The sequence below is a fragment of the Bacillus sp. JJ864 genome (assembly GCF_036963045.1).
Taxonomy (GTDB): domain Bacteria; phylum Bacillota; class Bacilli; order Bacillales; family Bacillaceae_G; genus Bacillus_A; species Bacillus_A pseudomycoides_C.
On record NZ_JBALLY010000012.1, the window covers coordinates 73723 to 90945 of the forward strand.

The 17223-nt window shown below is 37.5% G+C and carries 16 protein-coding genes, 1 pseudogene and 1 other annotated feature; of the genes and pseudogenes, 9 read left to right on the forward strand and 8 right to left on the reverse strand.

Going from position 1 to position 17223, the window contains the following annotated elements:
* The first annotated feature begins 357 nt into the window (after nucleotides 1-357).
* The 3 genes from V7024_RS02575 (at nucleotide 358) to V7024_RS02585 (ending at nucleotide 3137) form a co-directional block, all read left to right on the forward strand.
* Nucleotides 358-918 (forward strand): hypothetical protein, encoded by a 561-nt coding sequence (locus tag V7024_RS02575; protein WP_335515225.1) that lies wholly within the window; start codon nucleotides 358-360, stop codon nucleotides 916-918.
* Between the two features lie 438 nt (nucleotides 919-1356).
* A complete protein-coding gene (locus V7024_RS02580) occupies nucleotides 1357-2076 on the forward strand; it encodes a hypothetical protein (protein WP_335515228.1) in 720 nt (239 codons plus the stop codon).
* 347 nt (nucleotides 2077-2423) lie between these two features.
* A complete protein-coding gene (locus V7024_RS02585; RefSeq protein ID WP_335515231.1) occupies nucleotides 2424-3137 on the forward strand; it encodes a hypothetical protein in 714 nt (237 codons plus the stop codon).
* A 91-nt stretch (nucleotides 3138-3228) separates the two neighbouring features.
* Here V7024_RS02585 and pheT read toward each other — a convergent pair whose 3' ends face one another.
* The 3 genes from pheT to V7024_RS02600 form a co-directional block, all read right to left on the reverse strand.
* Nucleotides 3229-5649: a phenylalanine--tRNA ligase subunit beta gene (pheT, locus tag V7024_RS02590; protein WP_335515234.1), complete on the reverse strand. Its 2421-nt coding sequence runs from the start codon at nucleotides 5647-5649 to the stop codon at nucleotides 3229-3231.
* Between the two features lie 18 nt (nucleotides 5650-5667).
* The gene (gene pheS / locus V7024_RS02595) at nucleotides 5668-6702 is read right to left on the reverse strand and encodes a phenylalanine--tRNA ligase subunit alpha (RefSeq protein WP_335515237.1); all 1035 of its coding nucleotides are present in this window, start codon (nucleotides 6700-6702) and stop codon (nucleotides 5668-5670) included.
* Nucleotides 6703-6746: 44 nt separating this feature from the next.
* Nucleotides 6747-6975 (reverse strand) — a binding site (T-box leader).
* 192 nt (nucleotides 6976-7167) lie between these two features.
* A complete protein-coding gene (locus V7024_RS02600; protein WP_335515240.1) occupies nucleotides 7168-7965 on the reverse strand; it encodes a TrmH family RNA methyltransferase in 798 nt (265 codons plus the stop codon).
* Nucleotides 7966-8047: 82 nt separating this feature from the next.
* On the opposite strand from V7024_RS02600, the gene sspI reads away from it, so the two are divergent.
* Nucleotides 8048-8257 (forward strand): small acid-soluble spore protein SspI, encoded by a 210-nt coding sequence (gene sspI, locus V7024_RS02605; protein ID WP_098914238.1) that lies wholly within the window; start codon nucleotides 8048-8050, stop codon nucleotides 8255-8257.
* Nucleotides 8258-8364: 107 nt separating this feature from the next.
* On the opposite strand, the gene V7024_RS02610 is transcribed toward sspI, so the two are convergent.
* Nucleotides 8365-8607, reverse strand: coding sequence for a hypothetical protein (locus V7024_RS02610; RefSeq protein ID WP_335515243.1), 243 nt, complete (start codon nucleotides 8605-8607; stop codon nucleotides 8365-8367).
* 188 nt (nucleotides 8608-8795) lie between these two features.
* On the opposite strand from V7024_RS02610, the gene V7024_RS02615 reads away from it, so the two are divergent.
* From V7024_RS02615 to V7024_RS02630, 4 genes are all read left to right on the forward strand, one after another.
* Nucleotides 8796-9368, forward strand: a complete 573-nt coding sequence (locus V7024_RS02615; RefSeq protein ID WP_335515246.1) for an HD domain-containing protein — start codon at nucleotides 8796-8798, stop codon at nucleotides 9366-9368.
* A gap of 140 nt (nucleotides 9369-9508) precedes the next feature.
* Nucleotides 9509-10222 (forward strand): CPBP family intramembrane glutamic endopeptidase, encoded by a 714-nt coding sequence (locus V7024_RS02620; protein WP_335515249.1) that lies wholly within the window; start codon nucleotides 9509-9511, stop codon nucleotides 10220-10222.
* 52 nt (nucleotides 10223-10274) lie between these two features.
* On the forward strand, nucleotides 10275-10982 hold the full coding sequence (locus tag V7024_RS02625; protein WP_335515251.1) for a CPBP family intramembrane glutamic endopeptidase: 708 nt from the start codon (nucleotides 10275-10277) through the stop codon (nucleotides 10980-10982).
* Nucleotides 10983-11322: 340 nt separating this feature from the next.
* Nucleotides 11323-11676 carry an ammonia permease gene (locus tag V7024_RS02630; protein ID WP_098914244.1) on the forward strand — a complete coding sequence of 118 codons (354 nt, stop codon included), beginning with the start codon at nucleotides 11323-11325 and terminating at the stop codon, nucleotides 11674-11676.
* A 448-nt stretch (nucleotides 11677-12124) separates the two neighbouring features.
* Here V7024_RS02630 and V7024_RS02635 read toward each other — a convergent pair.
* Nucleotides 12125-13738, reverse strand: a pseudogene (locus V7024_RS02635) (DHA2 family efflux MFS transporter permease subunit); the annotation flags it as partial.
* 163 nt (nucleotides 13739-13901) lie between these two features.
* Nucleotides 13902-14555 carry an HlyD family secretion protein gene (locus V7024_RS02640; protein WP_335515261.1) on the reverse strand — a complete coding sequence of 218 codons (654 nt, stop codon included), beginning with the start codon at nucleotides 14553-14555 and terminating at the stop codon, nucleotides 13902-13904.
* A gap of 288 nt (nucleotides 14556-14843) precedes the next feature.
* Here V7024_RS02640 and V7024_RS02645 point away from each other — a divergent pair, with 288 nt between their 5' ends.
* Nucleotides 14844-15455, forward strand: coding sequence for a TetR/AcrR family transcriptional regulator (locus tag V7024_RS02645; RefSeq protein ID WP_335515263.1), 612 nt, complete (start codon nucleotides 14844-14846; stop codon nucleotides 15453-15455).
* Nucleotides 15456-15492: 37 nt separating this feature from the next.
* Here the strand turns inward: V7024_RS02645 and V7024_RS02650 are convergent, their stop codons facing one another.
* Nucleotides 15493-16578 (reverse strand): M42 family metallopeptidase, encoded by a 1086-nt coding sequence (locus V7024_RS02650; protein ID WP_335515266.1) that lies wholly within the window; start codon nucleotides 16576-16578, stop codon nucleotides 15493-15495.
* Between the two features lie 71 nt (nucleotides 16579-16649).
* Nucleotides 16650-17141: a dUTP diphosphatase gene (locus V7024_RS02655; protein WP_020060077.1), complete on the reverse strand. Its 492-nt coding sequence runs from the start codon at nucleotides 17139-17141 to the stop codon at nucleotides 16650-16652.
* Nucleotides 17142-17223: the final 82 nt, after the last annotated feature.

Below are 17223 nucleotides of genomic sequence, written 5' to 3' on the forward strand. Positions count from 1 at the left end.
GCAGTTATCCCCCACCTATCTTCCTCGCTTCCCTTTAAATCTTGAGGTGGGGGTCTTACTGCCAGTTAATGCGGGATAAATAAAAGAAAACCTTTCATCCACGATAGAATGAAAGGTTTTCACTTTATTTCTTTTTTAGTTTTATCTCTCCAAAATTTCTAGTTTTTAGAGTTACACTTTCCATTTCATCGTAAGAAGAGACTGGGAAATTTGTATAAATAATCATTTTTCCTTCTACCACTCTTAATACAACTATGACAATAGTTCGTTTTTTGTAATTGATTCTTAAAAACAAGCATCTACAATTTAGAAAACATATTCTACACTATACACGAATAAAAAAGTGAGGCAGTATACATGAATCCATATCATGATAAAGAATCCGTTACAAGCACACCATTTTTTCCTTATATCGGTTTACCTGGACTTCCTGACATTCAAACATTAGGAAAATCACCAAAAATGATAATAGCGATACAATCATCAAAATCATCCGAGGCAAAAGCAATGTGCTACAGACAAATTGTAGAACATAAAATCCAGTTAGTTCCCCCTGCCAAACAAGGCACCATTAAAGTGGATAAACAGATATTTACTAGTATCGAAAAGGTTTGTTCCGAAGCTATTGTCATTATTGGCTTTATCCGTAAAACAATTACTTACACAGCTGTCATTCATAACGAAGAAGTCCCGAATTATAGCATTCAAGATGACGCTCCCTTCCAGGGTCTTATAGAATCGGCAGATATTAAAGAAAACCATCAATTTGACATCATCGAACAGAAAATACTCAGTGAAATTTTCTCCCTGGAAGCTAATCTAGGACAATCAAATGATCCTGAATTGTATGCGCACACCCTCGTTTTCAATTTCATAGAGAAAGATATTTTAAAAATTTCCGTACAAATGATTACCTAACAAATCTATATTTTTTCATCTCAAATAAGAAAGAATATATACACGGCAGAAAGACCCCCCTTTCTTTTTAAGGAAGACGAGAGCATCTGGCCATGCATAGAAGCGGTCAGGGCCTTTTCCTGCCACATGCCAAGTTTAAAACAAAGGGAGCAAGCGAGCACAGGTCATGTTGTATTCTTCATAACAATGACTTATACCTCAAAAATTTAAAATATATAGATCACGTTAACTTCTGAATTCCAAGTTACAAACTTTTTAGAATGAAATAAGTTGTCGACTAAATGAAAAAAAATAAAATGGGAGCCTTGTCCAAGATACGTTCCTATACAAGACTCGCATATCTTTCATAATCTATCTAGAGAAGATAGTCTTCTGTTCAAACAGTTAGTTTAAGAGAAATGAACAGAGTATATCCTAAAAACTAAGGAGGAATATGTAATGGTTTGTCCCCTCGCTAACCCAACAACTTGTTGCCAAGTTGTTGTCGAGCACACTACACAACTTGTCCCCCCAGCACTTGAAAATACCGTTACTTTTACAAAAACAGTTGAGGCTACGATTGAAAATGTAGTTCCCGAAAAGGTTGTCGTTTGTGGAGTCATTCATAAAACGCTAACTTACACTGCAGTTTTAGAAGACGGCACCCTAGTTCCAGGGTTTCAGATTCACGACGATATCCCGTTCCAGTGTGTTATTGATCGCGAAGATGCCAATGAAGGTGATATTTTTGAAGTGACTGGCGTGGCGATTCTTGGCGAAGTTTCTTCCCAAGAACAAAATTTCGGAATTATAAATGGACGTCGAGTTGCTTTTAAATTCAAAGAAAAAGAAATCGTCAAAGTGTGTGTTAGAAGATTAACAGTTACAGGTACAGAAGTAGCACTTGGATTAGCTTTTACAAGCGCAGATTGTAACGTTCCGGTTGTTGCACCAGGTCGTTTGTTAGTGAATGGCATTGGATTTGCAGGAATACCAGTATTTCTCACAATACAAGGTGCCGCAACCGTTTCCCCAGCTACAGTTTTTACAGGCCCAGATGGATTCTTTAGCACAAATGTCACTGCTTTTGGACCTGGAGATATAACACTTACAGCTTCTGGAACTGTAAATGGCGTTCCTTTTTTTGGACAAGTAACCGCACCTTCACCTTGTGTGTAGGCTAAATAGTTAAAGTAAATAATATAAAAAAGCAGCTCTAATGCTGCTTTTTTATATTATTTATTCAACTCCGCACTAAATTTCTTTTCTACCGCGGCTATATGCTTCTATTCTTTCTTTCTAGTTACTTTACTGCACTTTCAGATAGTAGTCATTCTCCACAATATAATGAATTTCACTGATGTGAAACATCTAAAACAAAAAACTTGTATAGGATAATTATCCTATACAAGCTCCTCCTATATTTCATAGTCTACAATAAAGAAAAAAATCATTCTATTTAAACAGCTATTTGTGAAGTAAAAGATTCCAAAATATATCCTAGTAAAGTTAAGGAGGAATATGTAATGGCTTGTCCCCTCGTTAACCCAACAACTTGTTGCCAAGTTGTTGTCGAGCGTACTACACAACTTGTCCCCCCAGCCCTTGAAAATACCGTTACCTTTACAAAAACAGTTGAAGCTACGGTAGAAAATGTAGTCCCCGAAAAGGTTGTCATTTGCGGAGCTATCCATAAAACAATAACTTACACTGCAGTTTTAGAAGACGGCACTTTAGTTCCAAGTTTCCAGGTCTTCGACGATATTCCATTCCAATGTGTCATCGACCGCGAAGACGCCAATGAAGGTGACATTTTTGAAGTGACTGGTGTAACGATTCTTGGCGAAGTTTCTTCCCAAGAACAAAATTTCGGAATCATAAACGGTCTGCGGGTTGCTTTTAAATTCAAAGAAAAAGAAATCATCAAAGTTTGTATTAGAAAATTAGCAGTTACTAGTATAGAAGTAGATCTTGGATTCAGTTTGCCAAGTGAAGATGATAGAACTCCTGCTCCAGATCGGTTATTAGTCAATGGCATCGGATTTGCAGGAATACCAGTTTTTTTCACAGTGGCCGGTTCCGCAACTGTTTCTCCAACCACGATTTTTACAGAGGCAGATGGGTTCTTTAACACTACTGTCACTGCCTTTGGGCCTGGGGATATCACTCTTACAGCTTCAGGTACTGTAAATGGAGTACCTTTTTCCGAAAAAGTAACCGCTCCTTCACCGTATGCATAATCCTGTTTTTAGCGAAATTTCTCATTAACCTTCTCTGTTCATTAAGTATAAAACGCAACAAAAAAAGCAGCCACATGGCTGCTTTTTCATATTATTTACGCAACTCCGCACCAAACTTCTCTTCTACCGCTGCTAATACACGGCTATGTGCTTCTGTTACTTCTTCATCTGTTAATGTACGTTCTGGGTCGAAATAGTTCATAGAGAATGCAAGAGATTTTTTGCCTTCTTCCATTTTTTCGCCTTCATATAAGTCGAATAATGTTACTTCTTTTAGAAGTGCTCCGCCCGCTTCCGCAATTGTTTGCTTCACTTCGCCTGCTTTTACTTCTTTCGCTACAACAACAGCCATATCGCGTGTCATAGATGGGAAGCGTGGAATTGTATTGTAGTAAGTTTCTTCTGCATTTGCACCGAATACTTTTGCAAGTGACAGTTCGAATACATATGTTTCTCTTACATCTAATTGTTTTTGTGCTTCTGGGTGTACTTGACCGATGAAACCAATCACTTCGCCGTCAAGTAGAATGTCAGCTGTACGTCCTGGGTGCATACCTTCACGTTTTGCTGGTACATACGTAATGTTCTTAGACACACCAAGTATGTCAACTAACCCTTCTAATACACCTTTCATAACGAAGAAGTCAACAACCTTCTTCTCCCCTTGCCATTGATGCTGAAGAGCAACCCCTGTCATAATACCCGCAAGATGTTGTTCTTCTTTCGGAAGTTCACCTTCTACTGTTGGTAAAAATACAGAACCTACTTCATATAATGCAACGTTATCTACTTTACGAGCATTGTTATATGCTACTGCTTCTAATAATTGCGGTACTAAGCTTAAACGAAGCTGACTGCGTTCTTCACTCATTGGAAGTGCAAGGTTCACAGGTGTTTTTTCATTTGATTCCACCATATATTGTTTTGCTTTTCCCGTGCTTGTTAATGAATACGTAATCGCTTCATATAAACCAGCAACTTCTAAATAACGGCGTACTTTACGACGTTTTATTTGTGCTTCTGTTAATTTACCGCGTGTAATTGTACCAGTTGGTAATGTTGAAGGAATGCGATCATATCCGTATAATCGACCTACTTCTTCTACTAAGTCCTCTGGAATTGTAATATCAGGGCGACGTGCTGGTACGCTTACATGGAATGTTCCTTCGACTTCTGTGAATGGGAACTTTAAGTTTGTGAAAATTGCGCTCACTTCACTCAATGAGATGTCTGTACCTAATACACGGTTAATTTTTTCAACTGTAACAGATACTGTACGTTCTTCTACTTGTAAGTTATCAACTTCTACAACGCCTTCTAACGCTTCGCCGCCAGCATATTTTGCCATTAATGCTGCTGCATGTTGAATCGCTTCAAATGTACGAGTTGGGTCGATACCTTTTTCAAAACGTGCACTTGATTCACTACGAAGACCTAAGTCTTTTGATGTGCGGCGTACTGTTTGACCTGCGAAATATGCAGACTCAATTAATACGTTTACTGTATCGTTATCTACTTCAGAATCCGCTCCGCCCATTACACCGGCAACCGCTAATGGTTTTGTACCGTTTGTAATCACAAGGTGATGCGCTTGCAATGTACGTTCTTGATCGTCTAATGTTGTCATTTTCTCGCCTTCCTCAGCAAGACGAACAACGATTTCTTTTGAACCTAATTTATCATAGTCAAATGCATGTAACGGTTGACCGTATTCAATTAAAATATAGTTTGTAATATCAACTACGTTGCTAATTGGACGAATGCCCGCTGCCATTAGGCGCGTTTGCATCCAGATTGGTGATGGACCAACCTTTACGTTTTTCACCATTTTCGCAATGTATAATGGGTTTTGTTCCGTTGCTTCTACACTTACAGAAATATAATCAGATGTTTTTTCTGCTGCTTCTTGTAAGTCTGCTGCTGGAAGTTTCACTTCACGGCCGTAAATTGCTGCTACTTCATATGCAACACCTAACATGTTTAAGCAATCCGCACGGTTTGGCGTTAAACCAAGTTCAAGCACTTCATCATGTAAATTTAAGATTTCAAGTGCATCTGCACCAACTTCCACATCACTTGGGAAAATGAAAATACCTTCTGCATAGTCTTTTGACACTAATTTTGCATCAATGCCAAGCTCTTGTAAGGAACAAACCATACCGTGAGAAGCTTCGCCGCGTAATTTTGCTTTTTTAATTTTGAAGTTGCCAGGAAGAACAGCACCAACTTTTGCAACTGGTACTTTTAAACCTTTCGCAATGTTAGGAGCACCGCAAATAATTTGAACTGGCTCTTCTTCGCCGATATCGATTAAACATTTGCTTAACTTATCAGCTTCCGGGTGTTTTTCGCACTCTAATACGTGACCAACTACAACACCTTTTACGCCTTTATTTAATACTTCAACGCCTTCTACTTCAATACCGCTTTTCGTAATTTTATCAGCTAATTCTTGTGCTGTTACATCTTTAATATCTACATACTCTTGTAACCAACGATATGATACGAACATTCTTTATCTCTCCTTCCCTTACGCTCGTTTGAATTGTTGTAAGAAACGTACATCGTTTGTATAGAAATGACGAATGTCATCAATGCCGTACTTTAACATCGCAATACGCTCTGCACCCATACCGAATGCGAAGCCTTGATATTCTTCTGAATCATAGCCAGCCATTTCAAGAACGTTTGGATGAACCATACCTGCACCTAAAATTTCGATCCAACCAGTTCCTTTACATGTGCCGCAACCTTTTCCATGACACATCATACAAGAAATATCCATCTCAACAGATGGCTCTGTGAATGGGAAGAAACTTGGACGAAGACGAATTTCACGATCTTCACCGAACATCTTCTTCGCGAATGCTTGTAATGTTCCTTTTAAATCACTCATACGAATGTTTTTATCGATTACAAGACCTTCAATTTGCATGAACTGATGAGAGTGCGTCGCATCATCATCATCGCGGCGATATACTTTACCAGGGCAAATAATTTTGATTGGACCTTTTTCTGTATTCCCCTCCATCGTTCTCGCTTGCACGGAAGATGTATGTGTACGAAGTAACATTTCTCCTGTAATGTAGAAAGAATCTTGCATATCGCGGGCTGGGTGATCTTTCGGTAAGTTTAACGCTTCAAAGTTGTAGTAGTCTTTTTCTACTTCTGGACCTTCAGCAACTTCATATCCCATACCGATAAATAAATCTTCAATTTGTTCCACAACCGCTGTTAATGGATGGTGGCAACCTGTATTTACAGGACGTCCTGGCAATGTTACATCGATTGTTTCAGATGCTAATTTCGCTTCAATTACTGCTTTTTCTAAATGATTCACTTTTTCTTCTAAACGCGTTTGAATTGCCTCGCGCACCTCATTTACTAAAGCTCCCATACGAGGGCGCTCTTCTGGAGATAATTTCCCCATGCCGCGCAGTACTTCTGTAATTGGGCCTTTTTTTCCTAAATACGCAACGCGTACATCGTTTAAGCCCTTTAGCTCTTTCGCTTTTTCAATAAGCTCTAACGCTTCTTGCTTTAGCTCTTTTAAACGTGCTTCCATTTGGAACCCTCCTAATTTTAAAAATAAAAAAACCTCGCTCCCTAAAAAGGGACGAGGTAAATTCGCGGTACCACCCTAAATTGACAGAACGAGTCTGCCCACTTAATTCGTTATAACGGCTTGTTAGACCGGAACGCCTTTACATAACAATGGTCCTGGCGTCAACTCCAGAGGTGAATTCACTTCCGTCTACCATAAGAATGCTTTCAGTCTATGGCATTCTCTCCCTATATGGCGATTTTGCAAGCTACTCTTCTCTATCATCGTTTTTTAAACTATTTCACTTTTATCGGATGTTCAAAACGTCCGGTAAAGATAGCTGTCGTATTTCTTCGTTACGTCGCCACTCCGGTACTCATGTAGTCAAACTACACTCCGTGTCCTCGTGGCTTCCGTGCCTCGAACTACTCGGCTCTCTTTATCCTCCTTTTTGAACACGTACTTTCACCTATTATAAGAAGTTTTTTAGCGATTCGCAACCGGAGTTTGTAAATAATATGTTAAAATGCCTGCTGCAACCGCAACATTTAATGATTCTGCTCCTCCGTAAATCGGAATGTATAAGTTTTGCTTACATTTCGCAAGAAGCTCTTGGCGAACACCATTTCCTTCATTACCTACAATTAATGCAAAGCTTCCCGTCGGTGCTACTTCACCGTATGGAACCCCGTTTTCAAGAGCTGTTCCGTATACAGGAACGTTCTTTTCAGTTAACTTGTCTACCCATTCTTCTAAGTTTCCTTTTACAATCGGTAAATGGAATACGGACCCTTGTGTAGAACGTAATACTTTACTGTTATATATATCGACGCATCCTTCTCCAAGAATCACAGCGTCAAGTCCAGCTGCATCTGCGGTACGAATGATTGTCCCTAAATTTCCCGGGTCTTGCAGGCCGTCTAATAGTAGAAACTTCCCATTTGTAAGAGCGATTTCTTTTTCATGTTTCTCACAAACCGCAAATACACCTTGCGTCGTTTCTGTTTCACTTAGCACTTTTACAACCGCCTCAGCCACAATATACATTTCTACATCAGCAACCGTCCAATCTTTCGGGAGGTCTGTTTGATCTGAGACGATCAGTTCTGTTGCAACGCCTGCTTTTAAAGCTTCCTCTACTAAATGGAATCCTTCTACAAAAAATAATCCTTTTTGATCGCGCTCTTTTTTCGTTTGCAGCTTCTTCCACTGCTTTACGCGCGGATTTTGTACTGAATCAATGTTTTTCATAATATGTATTTCCCTCTCTTCTTGTCTTCTCATTATAGCCTATTTTTCATACATATTTACATAAAAAAGAACAAAAACTAACGTCAGTTTCCATTCCTAAAAAGAGGTGAAAGCGATGAATTTTAATTTACGCGGCGCTGTATTAGCAAACGTATCTGGAAATACACAAGACCAATTACAAGAAACAATTGTCGATGCGATTCAAAGCGGGGAAGAAAAAATGCTTCCAGGGCTTGGCGTGTTATTCGAGGTCATTTGGAAAAATGCTGATGAAAATGAAAAGCATGAAATGTTAGCTACGCTAGAGCAAGGATTAAAAAGATAGGTAATTTTCTCAAAGACGGAGTATGTTAATACTCCGTCTCTAATCCTGTTTATGAAAATAGCCTTCCGAAGAAAACGGAAGGCTATTTAACATACCTATACACCTATTTACTTTTGAGCACTTGGGATATTCGGAACCAAATTTTGAACAGCTTGTACAAGGCTATTTGCAATAGCTTGCTGCTCAGCTGTTAATGTTCCCCCACCAGTGAATACTGTAAGACAGATTGGGCATGCTTCGATGTGAATGCCTAATAAATTAATAGCAAGTCCACCCGGTATATCCACAGTAAGAATAGGTGTTGAACCGGCAGGAGGCGTACATGTAGTACAGTTAGTTAGAAGGGCCATACATTTAACTCCTTTCTTTATAGAGTTACTATATTTATATGATAGAGTAACTCTCTTTGAAATAGACAGTTGGACAACCTTTCATAAATTTCTTTACTAACACAATATGATGGAGTAAAATGTTCAAAATATCTTTATATCTATTGCTTTCTCTATACACTGCAATAAATGAAAGGAGTGAATGTTTTATGTGCCGTGTCACGCTTGAACAAATTTTTCAACATCCTATCACACAAAAATATGTAAATCGGTCTGGAATGGTTCACGCAATCGCCGTCGCTTACCATGCGTTTCACTTAGCCAAAAAGCATCACGCCCCAGTCGATGCGGCAACAAAGGCTGGTTTTCTTCATGATATAGGACACCACACATGGTATCGAAACGGACAATGGGACTATGAATTGTACAAAAAGAATGATATACATGCGATTAAAGGAGCGGAAAGAGCTCATAAATTGCTAATTCGATTAGGAGAACACCCAAAACAAGCAAAGGAAATTTCTGTTGCTATTCTCCTGCACACTGATTCTTTTCTACTAGAACAAACACTTGAGAGAACACCTCTCCAAAATATTATTAAATGGGCAGACGAAGCAGATGAAGAACCAGGGGGAACACATCACTATCGAACAATCTCTTATGAAAAAGCACTGCAAGCAATTAAGCGATTAGATGAGATAGTAGATCGTGAATTACAAGTTCAACAATCGACATCCGATACTCCTGTTTCTTCCACTAAAAAAGCAGAGAAACTCTGTTAATCAATAACTATACACAAATCACCTTAGTAAATGCTAAGGTGATTTTTACTTTGGTTACAAAATTTCGAACTATTATGTAACATTAACTTATGGTACATTTNNTATAATTTTATATATAAACAATAGAGAGGATTCGATATATGCAACATTCTGTACAACTTACACATGATCAAAACCATTCTTTATCATGGGGACAATTTATTGGTTCTGTTTTATTTGCTTTTTTTGGAGCTAAGATCATAAACGACTTATTTATAAGTCTTCCGTTTATGATTTACAGCGCAGGCATTTCTGACAAAAAAACAATCGCCCTATATAGCTCACTCAGAAATACTGGAAGTACTTTATTACAACTGCTCATTTTATTATTGTTTATTTTTAAATACGAACCCTTAAAAAAACTATTATTACCTGTTTTCAATTTTCAAGCGCTCCAAAAAGTTCGTACATATGTATACTTATTTCTTTTCTTCGCGCTTAGCATCGCTATAAATGTATTTATTATTTCCAAACTATTTCCTCATGCAACGCAAGAACAAGATGTAGCTTTAAACTTAGAAACTTTAAAACAATATAAGATTCTATTAATTTTAGGAAGTGCGATTTTCATCCCCATTTTTGAAGAGCTTATTTTCCGCGGAATCATTCTTCAATTTTCCCAGCAGCGTTTTCCATTTTGGATAGCAGCAATTGGATCAAGCTTCATCTTCGGAATCGCCCATACATATTCTCTAGGTGTTATGGTGAGTGCTTTTATGATGGGTATGTTTATGGCTGTATTATGTAAAAAAACAAATTCTATTATGCCAGCTATGTTATTTCATATGATGAATAATACGCTTTCGTTTTTATAATAAACAAGAGGTACACAAAGTCAAATTACTATTATTAAAAAGGAGCACAACTTTGCAAACACATGTACAAATAGAACAGCAAACTAAACTATCTTGGCTTGAATTTCTTGGAATCCTGTTAATGATTATTCTCGTTATTCCAATAATTAATGCAGTTTTCACCATACTACCTATCGAGTTATATGGATATGCTCGCCCAAATACACATAAATCTCTACTTGAATCACTTGAAAATATTAGCTATGAATGCATAGCCTTATTCTTTTTAATACTATATATCGTGAAGCATAAACCACTTAAAACGCTAGTATTACCAGCTATCGATTTTCAATGTTTAAAATCTTTTCGTACGTATGCCTACGTACTCCTTTATTATGCTATCGGTGTATTTATCGACCTTGTTATAATAGATAAATTTTCCCCTAATTCGGTACAAGAACAAGTAGATGCACTAGATTTTGCTACGTTAGAGCAGTACAAATTCTTACTAATTCTTGCAGTTGGATTACTTGCACCTATTAAAGAAGAACTGATATGCAGAGGCATTCTTTTACGTTTCTTTGAAGAGAAATTCACATTTTGGCCAGCTGCAATCATTTCAAGTTTCTTATTCGGAATCGCCCATACGTATTCAGTTGGGATTATGGTAGGTGCCTTTATTACCGGTCTCTTTGCTTCTTTATTATATAAACAAACGAATTCTATCGTTCCAGCTATCTTGCTTCACATCACAATTAATACATGTTCCTTCTTGTACTGAATGAAACGCCATTATGGTTGCATAATGGCGTTTCATTTTTTATTTGATTATTACCTCAAAAGTTTCCTCGTTTAATACCCTCTTATCTCTTGGCCTTCCTCCTTTTTCTTTCACAGACATAATATCTGGCGTAAAAATAAGCTTTTTCATTTCGCTTCCTTAGTTGCTTTACAACATTTTCTTCTGTAATTTTCATGTGTTCCCTCCTCTCTTACATGCTTTACACTTATTATTTCGATTGTATATTGTTCATTTCTATCAATTATCCATAATTTTTATAATACCCAAAATAAACCCTATATTGTAAAATATAACTTATCAAACAGGAGGTTTTTTACACATGCCAATCTTTACCATACTTTGGATTTTTTTCGTACCCGTTCTTGCTCTATGCGGCATTGGCGGGGGAGTATTTTTTATTATAAAAGGAATTGTACATAAAAAATGGTTTATTCTTCTAATGGGCATCGTTTGTTTATCACTCGTTCTTCTGCCAGTTATTTTTGCAGGGATTGGAAAGGATGCACAACAGTCTCTCCCACTTTCAACGTCTATGTACTGGGGGATGTTAGCTATTGCTAGTTTATTAGCAGGCATTAGCGGGGCACGCCATCAAATAACTAGCATTAAGCGTGTAGGGATTACGGTATGTTCGCTTGTTGTAGCAGGGATATTTTTTTATGAAATGATGTAATTTCCTTGAAAGGAGAACATAGTTTGAAAAAATTCGTCTTGTTTTTTTGCTTATTATTTTTAGTAAGTTGCCAACAAGAGTCTCTTCCAAAAATGACTGTAAAAGTAGATGGGCAATCATTAGAAGTATATGAAGGAAGCTATTGCTGGGGATCGAAATGTGTGGATAAAATTGATCCTGAGCAAATAGCGGCCAAGCATAAGCCAATTATTGTCCCTAAAAATAGTAAAGCTGTCTTCTCTGTCAACTCAACTAGAAGACAGAAATCCATTGATGTTACGATGTTTCATAACGGGGCTGACATTCCTGTTGCCTTAAATAAAAATAATACCATTCTCCTTCCAAACGAACCAGGAACATACGTCTATCATATCGGTGTATTTTGGGAACAAGGCGATGCTGGTTATATCTTTCAAGTTAATATAGTAAACACGCAAAAAAGCAGAGATTATTTCTCTGCTTTTCTGTTCGCCTTATTTCCTGGTTGTAAGAAAAACGATAAGACTAATGCAATGGCTGTTAAGATTGTTGCAATCCAGAATGCATCATTAATTCCGTTAATAACCGATAGCTTGGAAACTTGTCCAAATAGCATTTGTGATCCTAATACGTTTCCTGCCTGCGCTGATCCTGTCATTGTAGCCATTTGTGATAGTTTGTTTACGATAATTGGATTCGTTGTTGTAATTGCATTTGCATAGTCTGCCATATGATTTGTCGTTTGCTGCGTCATAATTGTGATTAAAAGCGCCGTTCCAATGGAGCCCGCAACTTGTCTTGATGTATTTTGCGTTGCTGTTCCATGAGAAATAAGTTTCATTGGCAGAGCATTCATCCCCGCTGTCATGATTGGCATCATGATAAAGGACATCCCAAACGAACGAATAATATAGTCTCTCATAATCTCACTATAAGGTGTCTCTAAAGTTAAATGTGTAAATTGATATGTTGCATATGTTGTAAGGATTAATCCAAAAATCGCAAGTGGTCGAATGCCGTATCTATCAAATAATTTCCCGGCAAATGGTCCCATCATTCCCATGATTAAAGATCCTGGCAGAAGGAGTAACCCTGAATCGATTGGTGTAAATCCACGGATGTTTTGTAAATATACAGGCAACAATATCATCCCGCCGTATAATGCCATCGTGACAACTACATTGATTAAAAGCGTTGAAGTAAATGCCGAATAGCTGAATACACGCAGGTCTAACATTTTATTGTCAGTCGTTAACTGTCTCCAGACGAATAGACTGATTCCGATAATACCGATTACAATCGTAATGATAACTTCCGCACTGCTCCAACCTTTATTCCCCGCCTCACTAAAACCATAAAGTAAGCTTCCAAGTCCGATACTAGAAGCAACTACACCGAAAGTATCTAGTGTTGCCTTTGTCACAGGTTGTTTCAGCGTAAAATATTTTAGTGCTAATACGATAATAAGTAAACCAATGATAAACATGGCATAGAATATAACATTCCATGTGTAGTTTTGAATAACCCATCCTGTAATTGTTGGCCCAATGGCAGGTCCTAAAATCATCGCAATACCAAGCAGTCCCATCGCAGCCCCGCGTTTATGAGGCGGGAAGATGGTCATGAAAATATTCATTCCGACTGGCATTAAAATACCAGCACCAACCGCTTGAATAACACGTCCTGTCATCATCATCGTAAAGCTTCCTGATATCGCACAAATCATCGAACCTACTGTAAAGAACAGCATAGCTGCTAGAAATAAGTTTCGGTACGTAAACCGGGAGACTAAAAATGCACTAATTGGCACTAATACCCCGTTCACTAACATAAATCCTGTTGTAAGCCACTGTGCTGTAGATGTTGATACATTAAATTCATTCATTAACGCTGGCAAAGCAACGTTAATTAATGTTTGATTTAAAATTGAGACGAACATCCCGAAAATAAGAACAGCTAAGACGACTTTCACATTAAATTCAGGAAGTACCGTTTGAGAACGAGAAGCTTTCGGTTCCGTACCTTCTGCCTTCTGTTCTTGTTTTTCGATTGTTTCTTCTTCCGTAACTTCCGGTATTTCTTGTGTTCTTACTGCCTCTTTTTTATTATCTGAAACCCCTTGTGCTTGAACTGGTGCTTCTATCCCTTTTCCTTCTTTTCTAAATACACGATTTACAATAATGAACACGACAATACATAAAAGAGCGTATCCTACAATAAAGATCGAGGACATATTTCATTCCCCCTTACTTATGAATCCGAACTGTGACATTCATGCCTGGGACAATATTTAATGATTTACTATGATCTAATGAAATCTTAACAGGAATAACTTGTGTTACTTTCGTGTAGTTCGCTGTTGCGTTGCTAGATGGTAACATAGAAAATGTATTTGCTGTTGTTAAACCAATTTGTTCTACTTTTCCTGTTAACGTTGTATCTGGATATGCATCCACATATACATCCACTTCTTGCCCTTTTTGAATCTCATCTACGTCTGTTTCTTTAATATTTGCCGTTACCCATAAATCACTCATATTATAGGCATATGCAAGCGGTGTTCCTGGTGCAATATAAGAATCTTGCGTTGCGTTTGATTGCACAAGTGTTGCATTTGCTGGAACTGTAATATCTACTTCTTGCGCAGTACCACTAGCGTTACTCATTACAGAACCTACTTTATCACCAGCGTTATAATTTTTTCCTACTTCTGCTTTCCAGTCTGTTAATTTCCCTGCGACTGGAGAGGCAATAGGTACAACTTTCCCATCAATTTTTGCATTATCCGTTTTTAAATAATTTGTTGATTGATTGTAATAATAATAGCCAGCAAATCCGCCGCCAACTAACACAATCAGTGTAACAATATTAATGATAATCATTCTCCGAATTTGACTCATTGTTTTCCTCTCCTTATTTCCAAGATTAATTGAATTTCTAATAAGTCCGTCTCTCTTTTTTATTAACAAGGTTTACCATTCATATTATTAAGGACTAATTAAAAAAAGACCCTTTTTCTGCCCACAAAATACCCTCCTTATTTTGTGCTAAGAAAAAGAATATCGTTTATAATTATAAATAATTCGGTTCGAATGACAACCGACAATTTATTTCAAAATGTTGCTTTTCCGACATTCCCATATATATATGTTGAAAAAATATATAAAAAACAAGCAAGGAGAACGAAAATGTCTATTAAAAACTCGAACGATCCACGCGTAAAACGAACGAGACAGGCAATACGTGATGCCCTTATATCTTTAATACACGAAAAAAGTTTCGATAGCATTACCGTTCAGGATATTGCTGAAAAGGCACCTGTAAACCGCGCAACCTTTTATAGCCATTATAATGACAAATATGATCTACTAGACAGAAGCATTGAAGAAATGCTAACAACATTAGCAGACATTCTCAAACCGAAAAAATTAGATAAGAGTGAGTTTAAACTTACCCTTGATACTCCTCATCCTGTCTTTCTATCTTTGTTTAGTCATATTGCTGAGAATGCTTTCTTTTATCAAGTGATGCTTGGGGAGAATGGGATTCCGAAGTTTTCCTCTCGAATGATGAAAGCAATTCAAACGAACTTACTTCTTAGCCTCTCGGTTTCACAACCTAATGATGATAAGTTAGTTGTCCCACGTGATATCCTCATTAGTTATGTATCAGGTGCACATTTAGGAATGGTCATTTCATGGCTAAAACAAAACATGCCATATACACCTCATTATATGGCCTTACAGCTAGCTCGTTTGATCATTTTAGGTCCGTATACAGCGGCTGGATTAGAGCAATGAAAAGAGCGAAAGGAATATCCTCTCGCTCTTTTTTCTATTAATCGAATGTAATGTTATGTACAGCCTCAGTATCAAGACGTTTCACAACTTCTACAATTAACTTCACTGTATTTTCATAGTCATCACGATGCAACATTGCCGCATGAGAATGAATATAGCGAGTTGCAATTGTAATTGCCATCGCTGGAATACCGTCCACAGAAATATGGATTGCTCCTGCATCCGTTCCGCCGCCAGGAAGCGCATCGTATTGATATGGAATATTTAATTCATCTGCTACGCCAACAACGAAGTCACGAAGACCTTTATGTCCGACGATAGATGCATCATATAAAATAATTTGCGGGCCATCACCAATTTTTCCTTGCGCTTCTTTTTCGCTTACTCCTGGTGTATCACCAGCGATTCCAACATCTACTGCAAATGCGATATCTGGTTGAATATAATGTGCAGATGTTTTCGCTCCGCGAAGACCTACCTCTTCTTGTACTGTTCCAACACCGTATACAATGTTTGGATGCTTTTCATCTTTTAATTGTTTTAAAACATCGATTGCAATTGCGCAGCCAATACGGTTGTCCCATGCTTTCGCAAGTAACATTTTTTCGTTTTTCATTACTTGGAATTCGAAATATGGTACAACTTGATCTCCTGGGCGTACGCCCCACTCCAGCGCTTCTTCTTTACTAGAAGCACCAATATCAATAAACATATCTTTAATATCAACTGGTTTTTTACGAACTTCAGCTGGTAAAATGTGCGGTGGTTTAGAACCAATAACACCCGTTACATCACCTTTGCTCGTAACAATCGTTACGCGCTGTGCTAACATAACTTGTGACCACCAGCCGCCAACTGTTTGAAAGCGCAAGAAACCTTTATCATCAATTTGCGTAATCATAAAACCGACTTCATCTAAATGACCGGCTACCATAATTTTGGGACCATTGCCGTCACCAATTTTTTTCGCAACTAAGCTTCCTAAGTTATCTGTTGATACTTCATCAGCAAACGGTGCGATATATTTCTTCATTACTTCACGAGGCTCGCGTTCGTTTCCAGCAATCCCCCGTGCATCTGTTAGTTCTTTTAGCATCGTCAATGTCGCATCTAGTTTTGTCATTGGACAATGTCCTCCTTTTTCTTCATCTCTTCAATTATACAAAAGCGGAAAAGAATGTTCAAAAAATTTCATCAATACCCTTCTGTTTGACGTTGATGATTTACTTCATTTTTATCTACATACGCTTTCTCAATCTCTTCTTGTTCAAAATCAAGCGCTTGTCCTAAACGAAGATAGCTCGTAAACAATTCAATGTAATTTGTAATAGATGGCTGCTCATTAAAGCGAATTGCTTTCGCATATACATCTAAGAAAATTTCTACTTGCGTTTTATTTGTTAGTGCACATTTATAAAACAAGAAATTTTTATCAATTCCTAAATCGATTCCAATAGATAAAATAAAATGCAGCCCATCTACGTATTCTTCTAGTACAACTTGACGCTCAGATGCTGGCTTGTTACTCCAATATTTAAAGCAGCGTGTTTCATTTGCAAGTTCACCAATTTCCACAAGAAGTGCTAGCATTTTTTCTTTTAATAATTTTTTCGGCTCTAAATTATGTTCTTTCGTAATACGATCATCTAATTCTTTTTGTAGTTTAAATAATTGTAGTAAATCCAAAACGTATTCCTCCTTCAATATCGAATCAACTTACTCGATATTGCTCCATTCTAATGGTAAATATAAACAAATAACCTAGTTA

What these genes read in the sequence shown, in the direction of transcription:
- pheT (WP_335515234.1), bottom strand. Translation starts at nt 5,649, where the DNA reads ATGTTCGTATCATATCGTTGGTTACAAGAGTATGTAGATATTAAAGAT.
- V7024_RS02640 (WP_335515261.1), bottom strand. Translation starts at nt 14,555, where the DNA reads ATGAGTCAAATTCGGAGAATGATTATCATTAATATTGTTACACTGATT.
- V7024_RS02610 (WP_335515243.1), bottom strand. Translation starts at nt 8,607, where the DNA reads ATGGCCCTTCTAACTAACTGTACTACATGTACGCCTCCTGCCGGTTCA.
- V7024_RS02630 (WP_098914244.1), top strand. Translation starts at nt 11,323, where the DNA reads ATGCCAATCTTTACCATACTTTGGATTTTTTTCGTACCCGTTCTTGCT.
- V7024_RS02650 (WP_335515266.1), bottom strand. Translation starts at nt 16,578, where the DNA reads ATGACAAAACTAGATGCGACATTGACGATGCTAAAAGAACTAACAGAT.
- V7024_RS02615 (WP_335515246.1), top strand. Translation starts at nt 8,796, where the DNA reads ATGTGCCGTGTCACGCTTGAACAAATTTTTCAACATCCTATCACACAA.
- V7024_RS02580 (WP_335515228.1), top strand. Translation starts at nt 1,357, where the DNA reads ATGGTTTGTCCCCTCGCTAACCCAACAACTTGTTGCCAAGTTGTTGTC.
- pheS (WP_335515237.1), bottom strand. Translation starts at nt 6,702, where the DNA reads ATGGAAGCACGTTTAAAAGAGCTAAAGCAAGAAGCGTTAGAGCTTATT.
- sspI (WP_098914238.1), top strand. Translation starts at nt 8,048, where the DNA reads ATGAATTTTAATTTACGCGGCGCTGTATTAGCAAACGTATCTGGAAAT.
- V7024_RS02585 (WP_335515231.1), top strand. Translation starts at nt 2,424, where the DNA reads ATGGCTTGTCCCCTCGTTAACCCAACAACTTGTTGCCAAGTTGTTGTC.
- V7024_RS02620 (WP_335515249.1), top strand. Translation starts at nt 9,509, where the DNA reads ATGCAACATTCTGTACAACTTACACATGATCAAAACCATTCTTTATCA.
- V7024_RS02575 (WP_335515225.1), top strand. Translation starts at nt 358, where the DNA reads ATGAATCCATATCATGATAAAGAATCCGTTACAAGCACACCATTTTTT.
- V7024_RS02645 (WP_335515263.1), top strand. Translation starts at nt 14,844, where the DNA reads ATGTCTATTAAAAACTCGAACGATCCACGCGTAAAACGAACGAGACAG.
- V7024_RS02600 (WP_335515240.1), bottom strand. Translation starts at nt 7,965, where the DNA reads ATGAGAAGACAAGAAGAGAGGGAAATACATATTATGAAAAACATTGAT.